The 14,831-nt window shown below is 66.4% G+C and carries 14 protein-coding genes and 1 pseudogene; 7 read left to right on the forward strand and 8 right to left on the reverse strand.

The genetic code is table 11. The features are described from left to right. Positions 1-234: 234 nt before the first annotated feature. Together P3L18_RS05030 and P3L18_RS05035 are read right to left on the reverse strand one after the other, a co-directional pair. Positions 235-1,127: pseudogene (locus P3L18_RS05030) on the reverse strand (IS3 family transposase). Positions 1,128-1,310: 183 nt separating this feature from the next. Beyond that, positions 1,311-1,964: a TetR/AcrR family transcriptional regulator gene (locus tag P3L18_RS05035; RefSeq protein ID WP_079932187.1), complete on the reverse strand. Its 654-nt coding sequence runs from the start codon at positions 1,962-1,964 to the stop codon at positions 1,311-1,313. Positions 1,965-2,002: 38 nt separating this feature from the next. On the opposite strand from P3L18_RS05035, the gene P3L18_RS05040 reads away from it, so the two are divergent. Further along, positions 2,003-2,686 carry an NAD(P)H-binding protein gene (locus P3L18_RS05040; protein ID WP_276113475.1) on the forward strand — a complete coding sequence of 228 codons (684 nt, stop codon included), beginning with the start codon at positions 2,003-2,005 and terminating at the stop codon, positions 2,684-2,686. A 316-nt stretch (positions 2,687-3,002) separates the two neighbouring features. Here the strand turns inward: P3L18_RS05040 and P3L18_RS05045 are convergent, their stop codons facing one another. Next, positions 3,003-3,419: a hypothetical protein gene (locus P3L18_RS05045; protein ID WP_276113476.1), complete on the reverse strand. Its 417-nt coding sequence runs from the start codon at positions 3,417-3,419 to the stop codon at positions 3,003-3,005. Between the two features lie 115 nt (positions 3,420-3,534). On the opposite strand from P3L18_RS05045, the gene P3L18_RS05050 reads away from it, so the two are divergent. Next, on the forward strand, positions 3,535-3,951 hold the full coding sequence (locus tag P3L18_RS05050) for a VOC family protein (protein ID WP_276113477.1): 417 nt from the start codon (positions 3,535-3,537) through the stop codon (positions 3,949-3,951). On the opposite strand, the gene P3L18_RS05055 is transcribed toward P3L18_RS05050, so the two are convergent. The 3 genes from P3L18_RS05055 to P3L18_RS05065 all read right to left on the reverse strand — a co-directional run bounded on the left by P3L18_RS05055 (position 3,923) and on the right by P3L18_RS05065 (position 6,616). After that, positions 3,923-5,074 carry a glycosyltransferase gene (locus tag P3L18_RS05055; RefSeq protein WP_276113478.1) on the reverse strand — a complete coding sequence of 384 codons (1,152 nt, stop codon included), beginning with the start codon at positions 5,072-5,074 and terminating at the stop codon, positions 3,923-3,925. The two genes, P3L18_RS05050 and P3L18_RS05055, sit on opposite strands and share 29 nt — an antisense overlap. Before the next feature lie 91 nt (positions 5,075-5,165). Then, positions 5,166-5,771: a LemA family protein gene (locus P3L18_RS05060; RefSeq protein WP_276113479.1), complete on the reverse strand. Its 606-nt coding sequence runs from the start codon at positions 5,769-5,771 to the stop codon at positions 5,166-5,168. Beyond that, a complete protein-coding gene (locus P3L18_RS05065; RefSeq protein ID WP_276113480.1) occupies positions 5,768-6,616 on the reverse strand; it encodes a DUF3137 domain-containing protein in 849 nt (282 codons plus the stop codon). The genes P3L18_RS05060 and P3L18_RS05065 overlap by 4 nt, the downstream gene beginning before the upstream one ends. Positions 6,617-6,764: 148 nt before the next feature. Between P3L18_RS05065 and P3L18_RS05070 the strand changes: the two genes are divergently transcribed. From P3L18_RS05070 to P3L18_RS05090, 5 genes are all read left to right on the forward strand, one after another. Then, a complete protein-coding gene (locus tag P3L18_RS05070; RefSeq protein ID WP_079932317.1) occupies positions 6,765-7,406 on the forward strand; it encodes a maleylpyruvate isomerase family mycothiol-dependent enzyme in 642 nt (213 codons plus the stop codon). Between the two features lie 214 nt (positions 7,407-7,620). Further along, a complete protein-coding gene (locus P3L18_RS05075) occupies positions 7,621-8,112 on the forward strand; it encodes a MarR family transcriptional regulator (RefSeq protein ID WP_276113481.1) in 492 nt (163 codons plus the stop codon). After that, entirely contained in the window at positions 8,112-8,942 is an 831-nt protein-coding gene (locus P3L18_RS05080) for a carboxypeptidase regulatory-like domain-containing protein (protein ID WP_276113482.1), read from the forward strand. The genes P3L18_RS05075 and P3L18_RS05080 overlap by 1 nt, the downstream gene beginning before the upstream one ends. Further along, positions 8,939-9,748: a YceI family protein gene (locus P3L18_RS05085; protein ID WP_276113483.1), complete on the forward strand. Its 810-nt coding sequence runs from the start codon at positions 8,939-8,941 to the stop codon at positions 9,746-9,748. Before P3L18_RS05080 ends, P3L18_RS05085 begins: the two co-directional genes overlap by 4 nt. 77 nt (positions 9,749-9,825) lie before the next feature. Then, a complete protein-coding gene (locus P3L18_RS05090; RefSeq protein WP_276113484.1) occupies positions 9,826-12,474 on the forward strand; it encodes an MFS transporter in 2,649 nt (882 codons plus the stop codon). A gap of 104 nt (positions 12,475-12,578) precedes the next feature. Here P3L18_RS05090 and P3L18_RS05095 read toward each other — a convergent pair whose 3' ends face one another. Both P3L18_RS05095 and P3L18_RS05100 read right to left on the reverse strand, forming a co-directional pair. Beyond that, positions 12,579-13,337 (reverse strand): 3-hydroxybutyrate dehydrogenase, encoded by a 759-nt coding sequence (locus P3L18_RS05095; protein ID WP_079932033.1) that lies wholly within the window; start codon positions 13,335-13,337, stop codon positions 12,579-12,581. Next, complete coding sequence (locus P3L18_RS05100) at positions 13,334-14,734, reverse strand: MFS transporter (protein ID WP_276113485.1); 1,401 nt, start codon at positions 14,732-14,734, stop codon at positions 13,334-13,336. The genes P3L18_RS05095 and P3L18_RS05100 overlap by 4 nt, the downstream gene beginning before the upstream one ends. Positions 14,735-14,831: the final 97 nt, after the last annotated feature.

Below are 14,831 nucleotides of genomic sequence, written 5' to 3' on the forward strand. Positions count from 1 at the left end.
TCGCGGTACGCCAAGCGACTGCGGAGAACGCGTCTGCGTGCATCGGAAGCCCCCCGATACGCTTCGCACCATCTTGACGGGGGCACGTGAAGCACGTGCGTTACCACAGCGCGTCGCCGAAGGAGTTGATCGACGCACCGGGCTGGCCGCGCGCCTCCTCGTACACAGCCAGCGACGCCACGTAAATGAGCGGAACCGAACTCTGAATCGCCCTGGTTCTGCCGGAGGCTCGGGCTATTGGATTTCGACCAGGTGTTGGTCGCTCCGTTGGGCATCGTAGGACGCGGCTTCGAACTCGGTCGGCGGTAGGTCGTCGAGGTAGCCGTGGAGGCGGGTGGTGTTGTGCCAGTGCACCCAGCCCAGGGTGGCCAGTTCGACGTCCTCGACGGTCTTCCACGGGCCGCTGCGGGCGGGCCCGTAGATCAGCTCGGACTTGTAGTTTCTGCGGTGGGGTCCGCCCGGGTCGTCTTGACCCGTTTGCCGCGCCGGGCCCCTTCGATGCCGGCCACCCGCATCAGACGGGCCACCTGATCGCGGCCCACGTCGTTCCCGGCTCGACCGGCGGCTTTCCACAGCTTGCGGGCCCCCGTAGACCTTGTAGTTGTCCTCCCACAGCGTCACCAGCGCGGGCCCAGCTCCGCGTCGCGTTGGGCGCGTGCCGACGGTGCGCGGGTCTTGGCGTCGTAGTAGGTGCTCGGGACCATCGACACCCCTGCGGTGCGCAGGACGGTGCAGATGGGCTCGACCCCGAAGTCGCCTCTGGTGGCGTCGATGACGGCGACTATTTCTTGTGTTGGCGCATCGTGCACCGCCGGACAAGAAACTGGCTGCTCGTTTCAGAATCTCGTTGGCGCGCTTGAGTTCTCGGTTATCCTGCTCAAGCTCTTTGATATGCGCGGACTCCGCGGTGGAACCCCTGGCGCCAGGCCTTCGTCGATGTCGGCCTGACGGACCCGGGACCGCACCGACTCGACTCCGTATCCGAGCTGGCGGGCAACCCGCGCGACCGTGCCCTGCTCGGCGCCCAGCTCAGCCCTCAGACTCCGGACCATCCGCACCGCGGCGACCTTCTCCTCCGGGCTATAGCGGCGTGCGGTCGGCTTCCCAGCAGACTGTTCCTTCGGCATGACTCCATCCTCGTTTCCAAGGTCAGGAGCCTCTGAGATTTCCAGGGCGATTCAGGAGGACGACCAGCCGCCAAACCCAGTAGCGGCCTAACACACGCAGGTCTCAAACCCCTTGACAAGTTCCAGCGTGAGAAATTGCAGAGTTCGCACTCGATCGGACCTGGCTCCCCGTACCCTCGCAATTCAGGCTGATTCGGCCGGACGGCGATACGGTGTTGCGACCGAGCGTAGGAATTCTTCCCACCCCAGTGGGGCACCCGACCGATGTACGACACTGTTGGCTTGGATCAGCGCGGTCAGGGCATCGGCACTGGCAAACGCGGTGTGGTAGCCGGCCTCATGGGTATCGGTCAGCAGCGTGGCGCCCAACTCCATGACCTGTGCGCAGGAGTTTGCGACCTGGTCGGGTAGTGGAACCGGAGTCGAGAGCACGTCGGACAGGAGGCGGTCGGTGCGCTGCACGTCAAAGAGGGTGACCAGGTAGCGCTCGAAGCGCTCGGCGGGACCATTGCTCTGCGCGACGGCCGCGCGGATCCGATCCCACTGGGCCTGAGCTGCCATCGGCAGCACCTCATCGAGCAGGCATTCACGATTCCGATAGTGGTTGTAGAGGGTTCCGATGCTGACTCCAGCCTCCCGAGCGACGTCTTCCAGCGGTGCATCGATGCCGCGCGCCATGAATGTTGTCAACGCGGCGTTGCGGAGGCGTTCCGCGTTGAGTCGGGCGTCGCGGCGCTTTGCTGTGGGCATGGGTGATTCACCTAACTTGAGGAATAGTCTCAGGATACCTAGGCTTGAGATGAGGGCGTGCCTCAACTTGTGTGCGCGCTCGGTCATGGACTGAGTACACTCGACTCGAACGACTTGGAGTAACGATGACGACCATCGCTGTAGTTGGTGGAACCGGTTATGCAGGCGGGTTCATCGCCGCCGAAGCGGCTCGGCGCGGACATCAGGTGATCGTGGCCAGCCGTAGCGCGGACCGGTCAGCGACCGCCGCCGACAACGTGGAGTACCGCAAAGTAGACGTGCTCGATGACCAGCAGCTTGCTGGAGTCGTCGCGGGTGCGGACGTGGTGATTTCGGCGCTGTCACCTCGGGGGGAACTCGACGGCAAGCTCGGCGATGTTGACCGGCGCATCGCCGACCTGGTTGGTGCAGCGGGGTCCCGGCTCCTCGTAGTCGGCGGCTACAGCTCGCTACGCCAAGAAGCTGACGGACCGCGGATCATCGACGCCGGCTTCCCGCCCGCGACCGAAGCCGAGCTCGACGGCCAACTGGCCGCCCTCATCAACGAGGCATCGCAGATGAATGCAATCCTGCTCGACTTGCTCGACCGGAAAGACGACCTGAACTGGACCTTCTTCTCGCCGGGTCTGGAATTCGGAGCACATGTCCCGGGTGAGGCGACAGGGCAGTATCGGATTGGTACCGACGGTACTGTTCTGGCCAATGCCGCAGGCGTATCTGCCATCGGGGGCGCTGACTTCGCCGTCGCACTCATCGATGAAGCCGAAGCCGGTAAGTACCCACGCGCACACATCGCCGTCGCGTACTGAGCGCGAGTTCTCCGCAAACCACGCGGGAACGTGCGCCGCATCGACTATCGACGCCGTCGACGTTCCCGGTGTTGGTTTGGCATGGCGTTTCGGTGGGCCGCACGGTCACCGACAGGCAGGGCAGGGCCACGAAGAAGAGCAGCGGGGCGCCACGATCCTCTCAGCGCAGGCTCGAGTCGGTTCGCGACGCGGCGACTGGTGGTGGCCATCGCCGAACGCGCGGTACGGTCGAGGTGAACTCGGTACCCGGTCGACGCAAATCAGCGCCTGATCGACGCACATGAGCGCACCGTCGACGCCGAAGCGACCCAGCCGCTCAGCCCTGAGGCCGGCGAGGTAAGGGCCGTTGCCCTACCGCCAGGCGGGACGCACGATGGACACACCATACCGTCCAGATCGCCGAGCAGGCTGCCAGCGTCAGCAATTCGCTTGTCAGCCACCACAGTCGGCCACCGGCGACGGTGTTGGATGGGTCCTGGACGATGAGGACCGCCGCCCCCACATCCAACGCAACGACCGCACCCGACGGCCAGGCGGCGCGAGCCTCGAGATGATGCTTCTCCTCGATGACCGCGGCCGCACGCACCTCCCTGCCCGACACTGCGGCATCGTCGTTCAGGTCTGCCAGCGCGACGAAGAGGTCGGGGTCGCGCCGCACCTGCGCCGACCGCCGATACGACAGCACCCACCCGCCCACCGCAACAACGGCGACGAGGAGTGAAAGATAGACCACACCTAAGGCTAACCACTCATGCGGCGCCGAGTCGCGATGACTTCGGCCACGGCGTCGGCTCTACCTGTGTGACCCTGTCCGGCACAGGACACCGCACAACCGCAGGAGACCCCCGATGCACACCATGATGTTCCTGAACCTGCCCGTGGACGACCTCGCCCGCTCGCGGAAGTTCTTCACCGACCTCGGCTACACCATCAACGAGAAGTTCTCCGACGAGAACGCGATCACCGTGGTCCTCGGCGAGAGCTTCGTCGCGATGCTCCTCACACGCGACTTCTTCGGTTCCTTCCATCCCGCGACCACCGCTGATGCGACGACCACCAAGGAGTGCATCATCTGCCTCGACGGCGAGTCCCGCGACGCCGTCGACGCCATGGTCGACCGGGCGATCGCAGCCGGCGCCAAGCCGGGTGACACCGAGGACCACGGCTTCATGTACGGCCGCAGCTTCGACGACCCCGACGGCCACTCGTGGCAGATCGCGTGGATGGATCCGGCTGTCATGCAGGGCGATACGGCCGACTCCTGAGCACGGGGTCGAATGCGCCGAGATGAACCGCGAGCATCCGCCGCACCGACTCGGGCCACGCGAAGGCGGCGGCCCGCTGCCGAGCAGCACGTTCACGCTGCGCACGCGGCACCGTCAACACCCGCTCGATCGCGGAAGCGAAAGCGGCACCGGAGTTCTCGGCGACAGCACCGCAGGTGTCGTCGACGAGTTCGTTGACCGCGGACGAGCGGGAGGCGACGACGGGCGTCCCCGATGCGAGCGATTCGAGTGCGGCCAGGCAGAAGGTTTCGTGCGGACCGGGCGCCAACGAGACGTCGGTGCTGGCCAACAACGCCGCCACCTGCCCGCGATCGGGGACGTGACCGAGAAAGGTCACCGGTAAGCCGCGACCACGTGCGCTGTGCTGCAACGCCGTTCGCATCGGCCCGTCTCCGGCGACGACGAGATGCGCGGGTATCCCGGCGCGGTCCAGTCGGGCCACCGCGGCGATGCTGCGGTCGGCGCGCTTCTCCACCGACAGCCGACCGCAGTGCACCAGCAACGCGGCATTCGGTTCGGTCCACCGCTGATGCAGTTCGGGATCGAGCCGGCGCGGATCGAACAGGTCGAGGTCGACGCCGAGCGGTACGCGAACGAGGTTGTGCGCACCGATCTTCTCGAACTCGGTGGCGGCAAATGCGGTGGTGCACACCACTGCGTCGTAGTTGTCCGCGGTGGCACGGTTGGCGCGGTCGGCGAGCGCTCGGGCCGCGGCGGCCGGCAGCATCAGGCCGAGGAGTCGATCGAGTCGCTCGTGCGACACCATCGTCGAGTGGATGTCACGGCGTCGGGCCCAATTTCCGAAGCCGCGCAACGTGAGTCGGTCCGACACCTCGATGGCATCCGGTCGCAGCGTCGCAAGAATGTCGGCCACACGTCGTGGTGGGGCCAGCCGGTAGCCGCCGGCGAACGGCACCCGCGGTGCGGGTACCGACACCTTCGCGACGCCGGATGGCAGCACCTCGTCGGCATATCGTGCGCCGGGCACGATCAGCACCACCTGGTGTCCGGCGCCGACGTAACCCGCTCCCCACCGGTCGACGGCGGTCCGTAGTCCACCGGATCGCTCTCCGTAGAAGTTTGCGAGTTGCACGATGCGCATGAGCCCAGTGAGCCGTGCGCGTGTGAACACTGCGCCATCAGCCGCCGACCCCCACGTGAACCGCACGAGTACGTGCCGGCGATACCGCCGCTCAGGCCTCGCGACGGTCCCGGCGCAGCAGGTCGCCGACGTCGACCACGTCACGAACCGCGGGCGACGCCGGCTCGAAATACTCTGCGCGGCCCACATGATGGGCCGCGGCCACCCACGCCGACGGCATCGATTCAATCCTGGTGTTCAGTGCGCGCACGTTGGCGTTGTAGAGCCGACGTGCGGCGGCGATCCGGTCCTCGGTGTCGGCGAGTTCACGCCGCAGCGCGTCGTATCCACGCACCGCCTGCACCTGCGGGTACTGCTCGGCCAGCGCCTGCATCCGGGTCAGCGAGGTGCTCAACGACTCCTCGGCTGCGGCGACCGCGACGACGTCGGCGTCGTCGCGCGCCGTCAACCGTTGTGCGTCGGTGCGGGCACGCGTGACCGACTCGAGCACACCCTGCTCGAATGATGCCGCCTGACGCACGGCCGCAACGAGATTGGGTACGAGGTCATGGCGGCGCTGCAACTCGACGTCAACCTGCTTCCACGACTCGGCCACGAGGTTGCGCAGTCGAACGAAAGTGTTGAACGCCGACAGGTACCACAGCCCGGCACCTGCGAGGACGACCACGACGACGATCACCGCGACCCAGGTACTCATGACACGCTCCGCTCACCCGGACTGGCTGACACACCGAAATCGGTCCAGATGAATCTCGGGATCCCGTCGGCGATCAGCGCCATCGCGGCGAACACCTCCGAGATGTGGTGTGGCCGATTCCCGAGGGTCGTCACGGCGACCAGGCTGTCGCCGACGATCTCGAACTTCGTCATGATCACCGCGCCGCTCGTGCGGCCCAATTCGGTGAGGCGCTCGATGGTACGTGGCGTGAACACCGCGTGCGCGAAGGCCGGATTCGTCGAGTAGACACTGAATCTCTCGTTGAAGTCCGCCGACTCGAACAGCACGCGTTCTCCGGTGGTGGCGTCGATGGTGACGCCCATCGTCAGTCGCGGCAGCGCCGCAGGCAACCGGAGGGTGAACACGTTGCGGTAGTGCGTCGTCAGATTCACCCGGTTGTTGTTGAGCCAGGTGTAGTGAAAGTACGTTGCCGGATACTCGCCGATGCGACCGGTCATCGCGTCGCGCACCCGCTTGCGTCGGGCCCGCCCGACGGAGAACGGTGTGAAGTCCCACGGCGGTAACGGCCACCCGGACTCGGGAAGATGGTGAAAACCATTGGCGGACGCCCACTCCCGAACCCACCGTCGGCGTGCACACTTGATGATCACCCCGGACGGCACGAAGGCCAGAATCGGGGTGCCCAGCAGGAGGACCCACAACAGGGGCCGTCCGTGACCCTGCCACCACCACACGTGAAAGGCGGTCAGCGCGAGAAAGGTCAGCGCCGACAACGTATTCAGGAACCACGTGCGTGACCACCAGGGACCCGAGACGGGCCCACCCGCGCGAGCACCGTGGCGCCAGACGTCGATCCCGATCATGGCGAACACGCTAGTCCAGGAGATCGCGTGATCACCGATCGGAGCGGCCCGCCAGTCATTCGGTCGGCTGCTTGCACCGCGATGACTTCCGGGCGCCCAGCAAGTCAGCATTCGAGACAACAGGATCAACAGCAGTGGAGGGTGACCGATGGGTTCTCGGCGCGAGGTATGGCCGGTCGTGCACGCCGAACGCCGACGGCTCGTCGATGCACTCGAGAACGTCGACGCGGACGCCTGGACCACACCGTCGCTGTGCCCGGGCTGGGATGTCCACGACGTGCTGGCCCATCTGGTCGACGGCGCCCGCACCACGCGGGCCGCCTTCGTGTGGCGGATGATGCGCTCGCGCTTCGATTTCGACGCCGACAACGACCGCGGGATCGTCTCGGCGAAAGCTCCGAACCCACGGGAGACCCTTGCCCGTCTGGCACGGTCGGCACAGCTGCGCCGCACCCCGCCGGCGGCACCGGCGACGCGGCTCGTCGAGGTGTTCGTCCATGGTGAGGACATCCGCCGACCTCTCGGTATCGACGCTGACCTCCCCGTCGAGCATGTCATGACCGCGCTGGTCCACCAGACACGCACCCGGGTCGCCTGGGGAGGCGGGCGCGAGCGGGTGGACGGGCTGCACCTCGTGGTCACCGACGCCGAGATGCTCTACGGCGAGGGCCCCACGGTGCGTGGTCGGGCGATTGATCTCCTGCTCGCGGTGTCGGGACGACCGGTCGTCGACGGGGCTCTCACCGGGCCGGGCGCCGCACGGCTCCGGACGCACGCCGTCGCCCACTGAACCAATCTCGAACGTCGGTGAAGATCGTCATCTTCGGGCAGACCGGACATCACCGGTGTACGTAATGTCCGAATCTTCCTGATCTGCAGAATCTTTCACCCAACTTGTAACCCACTTCACAGCAATCTGACGAGCGATCTGACGAGTACTTCGCTTAGAGTAACTAAGTAATTAGTTACCCAAGGTCAACTATCAATCCGTTCGGTGGTGAGTCATGGACGAGACGTCCGGCGCAGCGTCTGTCGCGACCCTCAGCGAAGCCGCTGCGATTCATCGCGACCTCATCCGGATCGGACGAGCCATCCGCGCCCGGTCCGACGCCGGACCGCTGTCGCCGGGGCAGTTGTCGGCGTTGTGGACGATCGCGCAAAACGCCCCGATCCGCGCGACCGAACTCGCCACGCGGGAATCGGTGGCGGGCCCGACGATGTCGCGGGTGGTGGCATGCCTCGAGCAGTCCGGCATGGTCACCCGCACCACCGATCCGCACGACGGCCGTGTGAGTCTGCTGACCCCCACCGCCACCGGTTACCAGTTCATGCGCGGTGCCACCTCCCGGAAGTCGGACCTGTTCGCGGAGGCACTCGACCTCCTCGAACCCGCCGACCGCATTGCGGTCACCCGCTCGATGCGCCTGCTCGCCGACACCGTCTGCGAGCTCGACCACCCGTCCACAGCCCCACACACTGCAGAGGAAGGAGCCTGATGGAACCCGCCATCAACGGTCACGGAGGTTCAGGCCTCAACAATTCGGGTCGCGTCGACTCGGTTGTCGGTCTGATCCAGGGCGTGGTCCACCGCCCGGACGGCGGCCCGATCGCCGATGCCACCGTCACCGTCATCGATCCCGGCGGCAGCCAGGCCGCCCGTACCATCGCCGGCGTCGACGGCACCTTCGGTGTGCAGGTCGCCGGCGCCGGCCACTACGTGCTCGCCGTATCGGCGGCCGGCCACGAACCGGCCGCGGTCACCGTCACCGTGGGGACCGCCCCGGTCGACACCGAGATCATCCTCGCGTCGATGGGAACTCTCGCGGGCGTCGTGACCACCTCGGCCACCGGCGAGCCGGTCGCCCGCGCGACCATCGCCATCGCCGACCGCACCGGGCAGGTCGTGGCGACCACGGTCACCGACGCTGCCGGCCACTGGCAGATCGGCGGACTCGGCGACGACACACTCACCGTCATCGTCACCGCCGCAGGCTGCGATCCGGTCGCCGAGACCGTGCACCTCGCCGACGGCGAGATCACCACCGTGCTGCGCACCGCAGCCGAACTCACCGGCGTGATCACCGACGGCACCACCGGTGCCGGGACCCCCGTGGGTCACAGCCAGGTGGCACTGCTCAACGACGCCGGGGAGATGGCCGCCAGCACCCTCACCGACGAGGTCGGCCGCTACCTGTTCGCCAACCTCACCCCGGGCGACTACACCGTTGTCGCCAACGGCTACGCACCCGTGGCGGCCACCATCGACGTCGCGGCGGGTCGCGTCGCTAACCACGAATTCGTCTTGGGCGCAAGGGGGCAGGCATGAACGCCACCATCACCGCACGGGTCGTCAGTACCGCCGGACGGCCGGTCCGCGATGCGATCATGACGATCATGTCCGACGCCGGCGCGCAGCAGGCCGTCGCCCGCTCCGATGACAACGGCACCGCGGTCGCCGACGACCTCGGCACCGGGACCTACACCGTGGTCATCGCCGCCGAGGGCTACCAGCCGACCGCGAGGGTGGCCGTGGTGGCCGGCGCCGGGACGGTCAGTCTCGGTGAGATCACCGCGGTACGCGCGGGCGACGCACCGACCCCGAGCACCGGACACTGGGAGATCGATCCGGGACACTCGTTGCTCGAGATCAGCGTGCGTCACTTCGGGATCTCCACCATCCGTGGACGTTTCACCGATTTCACCGGGCACATCAAGGTCCCCGAATCGGTCGAACAGTCCTCGGTGTTCGCCGAGATCAAGACCGCAAGCATCGACACCGACAACCGGACGCGTGACGAGCATCTGCGTTCGGATGCGTTCTTCGACGTCGAGAGCTTCCCGGTTGCCACCTTCGCGGCCACCGGCGTCCGGCCGCGTGGTGACGACACCTGGACCCTGGCCGGCACTCTGACGCTGCGCGGGCATGCGGTTCCGGTCGAGCTGGAACTGAGTTATCAGGGCGAGGTCGACGATCCCTGGGGTGGCCGTCGCGCCGCCTTCGGTGCGACGGGGACGTTGCACCGCAACGACTTCGGCATCAGCTTCGACGACACACTCATCAGCGGTGTGGCTCAGATCGGCGGCACCGCACGGATTTCCCTCGAGGTGGAGGCGGTCCGGACCGACGGATGACTCCGTCACACCAGTTGTTCGCGGACACGGTCAGCGCCGACCGCACAGAATTGACATATTGATCTGAAAGGCAGGACATGTCGAATACCGCAGTCGCCGAGACCGGCGCCTCTGCCGGACCGCCACGCCGGTCCCGGCAGCGCTCGCTGGAGGAGCTCGGTCCTCACTACAAGTGGATTGCGTTGTCCAACACCACGTTGGGCATGCTCATCGCCACCATCAACTCCTCGATCGTGCTCATCGCACTGCCCGACATCTTCAAGGGCATCAACGTCAACCCTCTCGACAGCAGCAACACCAGCTACCTGCTGTGGATGATGATGGGCTTCCTCGTCGTCACCGCCGTGCTCGTGGTCAGCTTCGGCCGCCTCGGCGACATGTTCGGCCGAGCCCGCATGTACAACATGGGCTTCGCCATCTTCACCATCTCCTCGATCTTCCTCGCCATCACCTGGTTCGACGGCAGCGAAGCAGCGATCTGGCTGATCTTCTGGCGCATCGTCCAAGGCGTCGGCGGCGCCTTCCTCATGGCCAACTCCTCAGCCATCCTCACCGACGCCTTCCCCGCCAACCAACGCGGACTGGCCATGGGCATCAACGGAGTCGCCGCCATCGCCGGCTCGTTCCTCGGCCTGCTCATCGGCGGCATCCTCGCCCCCATCCAGTGGCACTACATCTTCCTCGTCTCCGTGCCCTTCGGCGTCATCGGCACCATCTGGGCGTATCTGAAGCTGCACGATCTCGGTGAACGCAAGCACGCCAAAATGGACTGGTGGGGCAACATCACCTTCGCCATCGGCCTCATCGCGATCCTGATCGCCATCACCTACGGCATCCAGCCCTACGGAACCCACTCCATGGGCTGGACCAACCCCTGGGTGTTGACCGGGCTCATCGGCGGCGTCATCGTGTTGATCGCCTTCGTGTTCATCGAAACCAAGGTCGACAGCCCACTGTTCGAACTGAGCCTGTTCAAGAACCGGTCGTTCACCTTCGGTAACCTCGCCAACCTCGCCGGCTCCATCGGCCGAGGCGGCCTACAGTTCATCCTCATCATCTGGCTGCAGGGCATCTGGTTGCCGCAGCACGGCTACGACTACTCCCGCACCCCGCTGTGGGCCGGTATCTACATGATCCCGATGACCATCGGCTTCCTGATCAGTGCACCGGTTTCCGGGGCGTTGTCGGACAAGCTCGGCACCAAGTGGTTCACCACCATGGGCATGTTGATCACCGCGGGTACCTTCGGTGCGCTGATCGCGATGCCGGTGAACTTCACCTACTGGGTGTTCGCCCTCGTCCTACTCATCAACGGCATCGGCATGGGTTTGTTCGCCTCCCCCAACCGCGCCGAGGTCATGAACTCCCTACCCATCACCTCCCGTGGCTCCGGGGCGGGCATGATGACCACCTTCCAGAACGCGGCCATGGTCCTGTCAATCGGCCTGTTCTTCTCCCTCATGATCGCCGGACTCTCCACCCACCTACCCGACGCCATGTACTCCGGACTGACCGCCAACGGCATGCCCGCACCCGCCGCCGACGGCATCGCCCACATCCCGACCGTCGGCATCCTGTTCGCCGCATTCCTCGGCTACAACCCCATCCGAGAAGTCGCCGGCCAAGCACTGCAAGGACTCCCCCAAACCAGCGTCGATCACCTCACCGGCCTCAACTTCTTCCCCCACCTGATCAGCGACCCCTTCTCCGACGGCCTCACCGCAGCATTCACCTTCGCACTCATCTGCTGCGTCCTCGGCGCCATCGCCTCGCTGTTCACCGGCTCGAAGAAGAAGCCGGCGACCCCGGAGACCCTGGGCGCGGAGTTGGCCGCAGTGGCCGGTGACGTCGGCTTCGGCACACCGTCCGAACTGGTCACCGAGGAGGAGTCGACGCGCACGACCACTGCTCCGCGGCATCTGCTGACCTCGGCCGGCGAGGCCGGGACGCAGCCGGTGCGACCGCGAATCGCGGGTCTGATCACCTCGGGCGACGGATCGCCGGTCACCGACGCGGCGATCACCGTCACCGATCTGCGTGGCCATCAGGTCGGCGCGACCGCGGTTCACCCGGACGGGTCGTATGCGGTGACCGATCTGGTCGACGGCACCTACACGGTGATCGCGACGGCTCCCGGGCTCTCGCCGCGGGCGCTGGCGGTATCGGTGGTCGGGGATCTGGTCTTCCGGCGTGACTTCGCCCTCGGTGGCGGTGCGTCGCTGCGGGGTTGGGTCCGTGACGCGCATCGTCCCTTGCCCGCGAATCTGGTTGTCACCGACCAGTCGGGTGCGGTCATCGCCAACGCGCAGGCCGATTCGGACGGTCGGTTCACCGTCACCGGTCTGTCGGCCGGTGACACCCTCGCGGTGACGGCCTCGGCACCGGGCTATGCGCCGTCGAGCCAGCTGATCACCGTCGAGAATGGTTCTGCCGCAGAGGCCGAGATCGTGTTGTCGGCCACCGGCGGCGTCCAGGGCACGGTCCGGACCGTCGACGGCACCCCGCTGATCGGGGCAACCGTGTCGGCGATCGGGCCGGATCAGACGATCGTCGCGTCGGTGACCACCGACTCCGACGGCCGTTACCGGATCGAGGGACTCACCGACGCCCAGTTCACGTTGGTCGCCAACATGTATGAGCCGACCGCGGTGCAGGCGCGCGTCGTGACCGGCGAGCGCACCACCGTCGACATCGGCCTCGGCGTCGATCGCCCGACGGTGCGGTGAGCACCCCCGTGACGTAACCGACGTCCTTCACCAGCGACTGCGCGGTGTGCCCGCAGGGGCACACCGCGTAGTTGCTTTGTGGATCGTCTGCGGGGCAGGCTGTCTCAGCTCGCGCTCCACCCGCCGTCCATCGGGTAGGACGCACCGGTGACCATCGCCGCGTTGTCCGAGGCCAGCCAGACCACCAGGGACGCCACCATGTCCGGGGTGGTCATGGTCTTGATGGCGCTCTCGGCGAGCAGCACGTTCTCGACCACCTCGGTCTCCGACATGTGGTGCACGCGTGCCTGATCGGCGATCTGTCGGTCGACGAGATCGGTGTGCACGTAGCCGGGATTGACGCAGTTGCTGGTGACGCCGTGTACGGCGCCCTCGAGTGCGGCGACCTTCGACAGTCCTTCGAGCGCATGCTTGGCCGAGACGTAGGCCGACTTGTATGCCGACGCCCGCAGCCCGTGGACCGACGAGATGTTGACGATCCGCCCGAAACCGTTGCGGTACATGGCCGGTAACGCCGCACGCATCAGTAGGAACGGCGCCTCCACCATCAGCCGGTGCATCCGGCGGAAGGTGTCCGGCGCCATCTCCTCGATTGGCGCGACCGATTGGATACCGGCGTTGTTGACGAGGATGTCGACGTCGAGGGTGAGATCGTCGAGTTCGGTGGTGTCGGTCAGATCGACCGTCCAGACCTCGCCGTCGAGGTCGGCGGCGACCTGCTTGGCGGCGATCCCGTCCACGTCGGCGATCGTCACCTGTGCCCCCGCGGCGGCGAGACCACGGGCGCAGGCGGCTCCGATGCCGTTGGCGGCGCCGGTGATCAGCGCGCGACGGCCACTCAGATCGACTCCGGCGGCGCTCATGCGGTGACCTCCGTCCGCGCCCGCGGCGCACCGAGATTGTCCCGGGCGTCGGCGGCGTCGATGGATTCCAGTGACGCACCGCGGGTTTCGCGGGCGAAGGCGACGGCGATCAAGGTGATCACCGAGGCGCCGGCCAGGTAGATCGCGATGGGTACCGAGGAGTGGAAGCTGCTCAGCAGTTCGGCGGCGATGATCGGCGCCAGTGATCCGGCGACGATCGAGGTGACCTGATAGCCCAGGGACACACCGGAATACCGCATTCTGGTGGGGAACATCTCGGCCATGATCGCCGGCTGACCGGCGTACATGAAGGCATGGAAGACCAGGCCGATGATGATCGCCGACATGATCACCAGGTGATGACCGGTGTCCATCATCGGAAAGGCGAAGAATCCCCAGAAGGCGGTGGCGAACGCGCCGAGGGCGTAGACGGGTCGGCGGCCGACGCGGTCGGAGAGCCGCCCCACCAAGGGGATCACCGCGAAGTGCACGGCGTTGGCGACGAGCATCCACCACAGGATGAGTTCGGTGTCGGCGTGCACGACGACCTTCAGATAGGTGATGGAGAACGTCACGACGAGGTAGTACATGATGTTCTCGGCGAAGCGCAGGCCCATCGCGGTCAGCACACCACGCGGGTAGAGCCGGATGACCTCGAGCACGCTGAACGAGGTGGCCTTGGCGTCCTCGATCTCCTCTTGTGCGCGAACGAAAATGGGGGCATCGGTGACCTTGGTGCGCACGTAGTAGCCGACGAACACGATGACCGCCGACAGCCAGAACGCCACCCGCCACCCCCAGCCCAGGAAGGCCGCGTCGCTCAACGTCGAGGTCATGATGAGCAGCACCATCGTGGCCAACAGGTTCCCGACGGGGACACCGGCCTGCGGCCACGACGCCCAGAAGCCGCGGCTGCGGTCGGGGCTGTGCTCGGCCACCAGCAGCACCGCGCCACCCCACTCACCGCCGACGGCGAATCCCTGGACGAACCGCAGCACCACCAGCAGCACCGGCGCGAGGTAGCCGATGGCGCCGAAGGTCGGCAGACAGCCCATCAGGAATGTCGAGACGCCGACGAGCACCAGGCTCAGTTGGAGTAATTTCTTGCGGCCGAACTTGTCGCCGTAGTGACCGAAGACCACCCCGCCGAGCGGGCGGGCGGCGAAGCCGACGGCGTAGGTCACGAACGCGGCGATGATGGCGTCGAGTTCGTTGCCGCCCGCGGGGAAGAACACCTTGCTGAAGACCAGGGTCGCGGCGGTGCCATAGAGAAAGAACTCGTACCACTCGACGACGGTGCCGGCCATCGACGCCGCGACGACTCGCCGCAGCCCCGAGGGTCGATAGGTCTGCGCAGCGTCGGGGTTCGGCCCGTCTGCGATCTCACGGTTGGCCATGATCACTCCTCTTCCGGGCATCGGGTGTGATGCCACTCACATCTCGTCCGAGTATCAATGCCCGTCAATGCGCTTTCAATGACCTCTTCGTCGCATC

Source organism: Gordonia sp. N1V, assembly GCF_029269935.1.
Classification (GTDB): domain Bacteria; phylum Actinomycetota; class Actinomycetes; order Mycobacteriales; family Mycobacteriaceae; genus Gordonia; species Gordonia polyisoprenivorans.

What these genes read in the sequence shown, in the direction of transcription:
- P3L18_RS05070 (WP_079932317.1), top strand. Translation starts at nt 6,765, where the DNA reads ATGGGTTCTCGGCGCGAGGTATGGCCGGTCGTGCACGCCGAACGCCGA.
- P3L18_RS05060 (WP_276113479.1), bottom strand. Translation starts at nt 5,771, where the DNA reads ATGAGTACCTGGGTCGCGGTGATCGTCGTCGTGGTCGTCCTCGCAGGT.
- P3L18_RS05095 (WP_079932033.1), bottom strand. Translation starts at nt 13,337, where the DNA reads ATGAGCGCCGCCGGAGTCGATCTGAGTGGCCGTCGCGCGCTGATCACC.
- P3L18_RS05090 (WP_276113484.1), top strand. Translation starts at nt 9,826, where the DNA reads ATGTCGAATACCGCAGTCGCCGAGACCGGCGCCTCTGCCGGACCGCCA.
- P3L18_RS05055 (WP_276113478.1), bottom strand. Translation starts at nt 5,074, where the DNA reads ATGCGCATCGTGCAACTCGCAAACTTCTACGGAGAGCGATCCGGTGGA.
- P3L18_RS05080 (WP_276113482.1), top strand. Translation starts at nt 8,112, where the DNA reads ATGGAACCCGCCATCAACGGTCACGGAGGTTCAGGCCTCAACAATTCG.
- P3L18_RS05035 (WP_079932187.1), bottom strand. Translation starts at nt 1,964, where the DNA reads ATGACCGAGCGCGCACACAAGTTGAGGCACGCCCTCATCTCAAGCCTA.
- P3L18_RS05050 (WP_276113477.1), top strand. Translation starts at nt 3,535, where the DNA reads ATGCACACCATGATGTTCCTGAACCTGCCCGTGGACGACCTCGCCCGC.
- P3L18_RS05100 (WP_276113485.1), bottom strand. Translation starts at nt 14,734, where the DNA reads ATGGCCAACCGTGAGATCGCAGACGGGCCGAACCCCGACGCTGCGCAG.
- P3L18_RS05040 (WP_276113475.1), top strand. Translation starts at nt 2,003, where the DNA reads ATGACGACCATCGCTGTAGTTGGTGGAACCGGTTATGCAGGCGGGTTC.
- P3L18_RS05075 (WP_276113481.1), top strand. Translation starts at nt 7,621, where the DNA reads ATGGACGAGACGTCCGGCGCAGCGTCTGTCGCGACCCTCAGCGAAGCC.
- P3L18_RS05065 (WP_276113480.1), bottom strand. Translation starts at nt 6,616, where the DNA reads ATGATCGGGATCGACGTCTGGCGCCACGGTGCTCGCGCGGGTGGGCCC.
- P3L18_RS05085 (WP_276113483.1), top strand. Translation starts at nt 8,939, where the DNA reads ATGAACGCCACCATCACCGCACGGGTCGTCAGTACCGCCGGACGGCCG.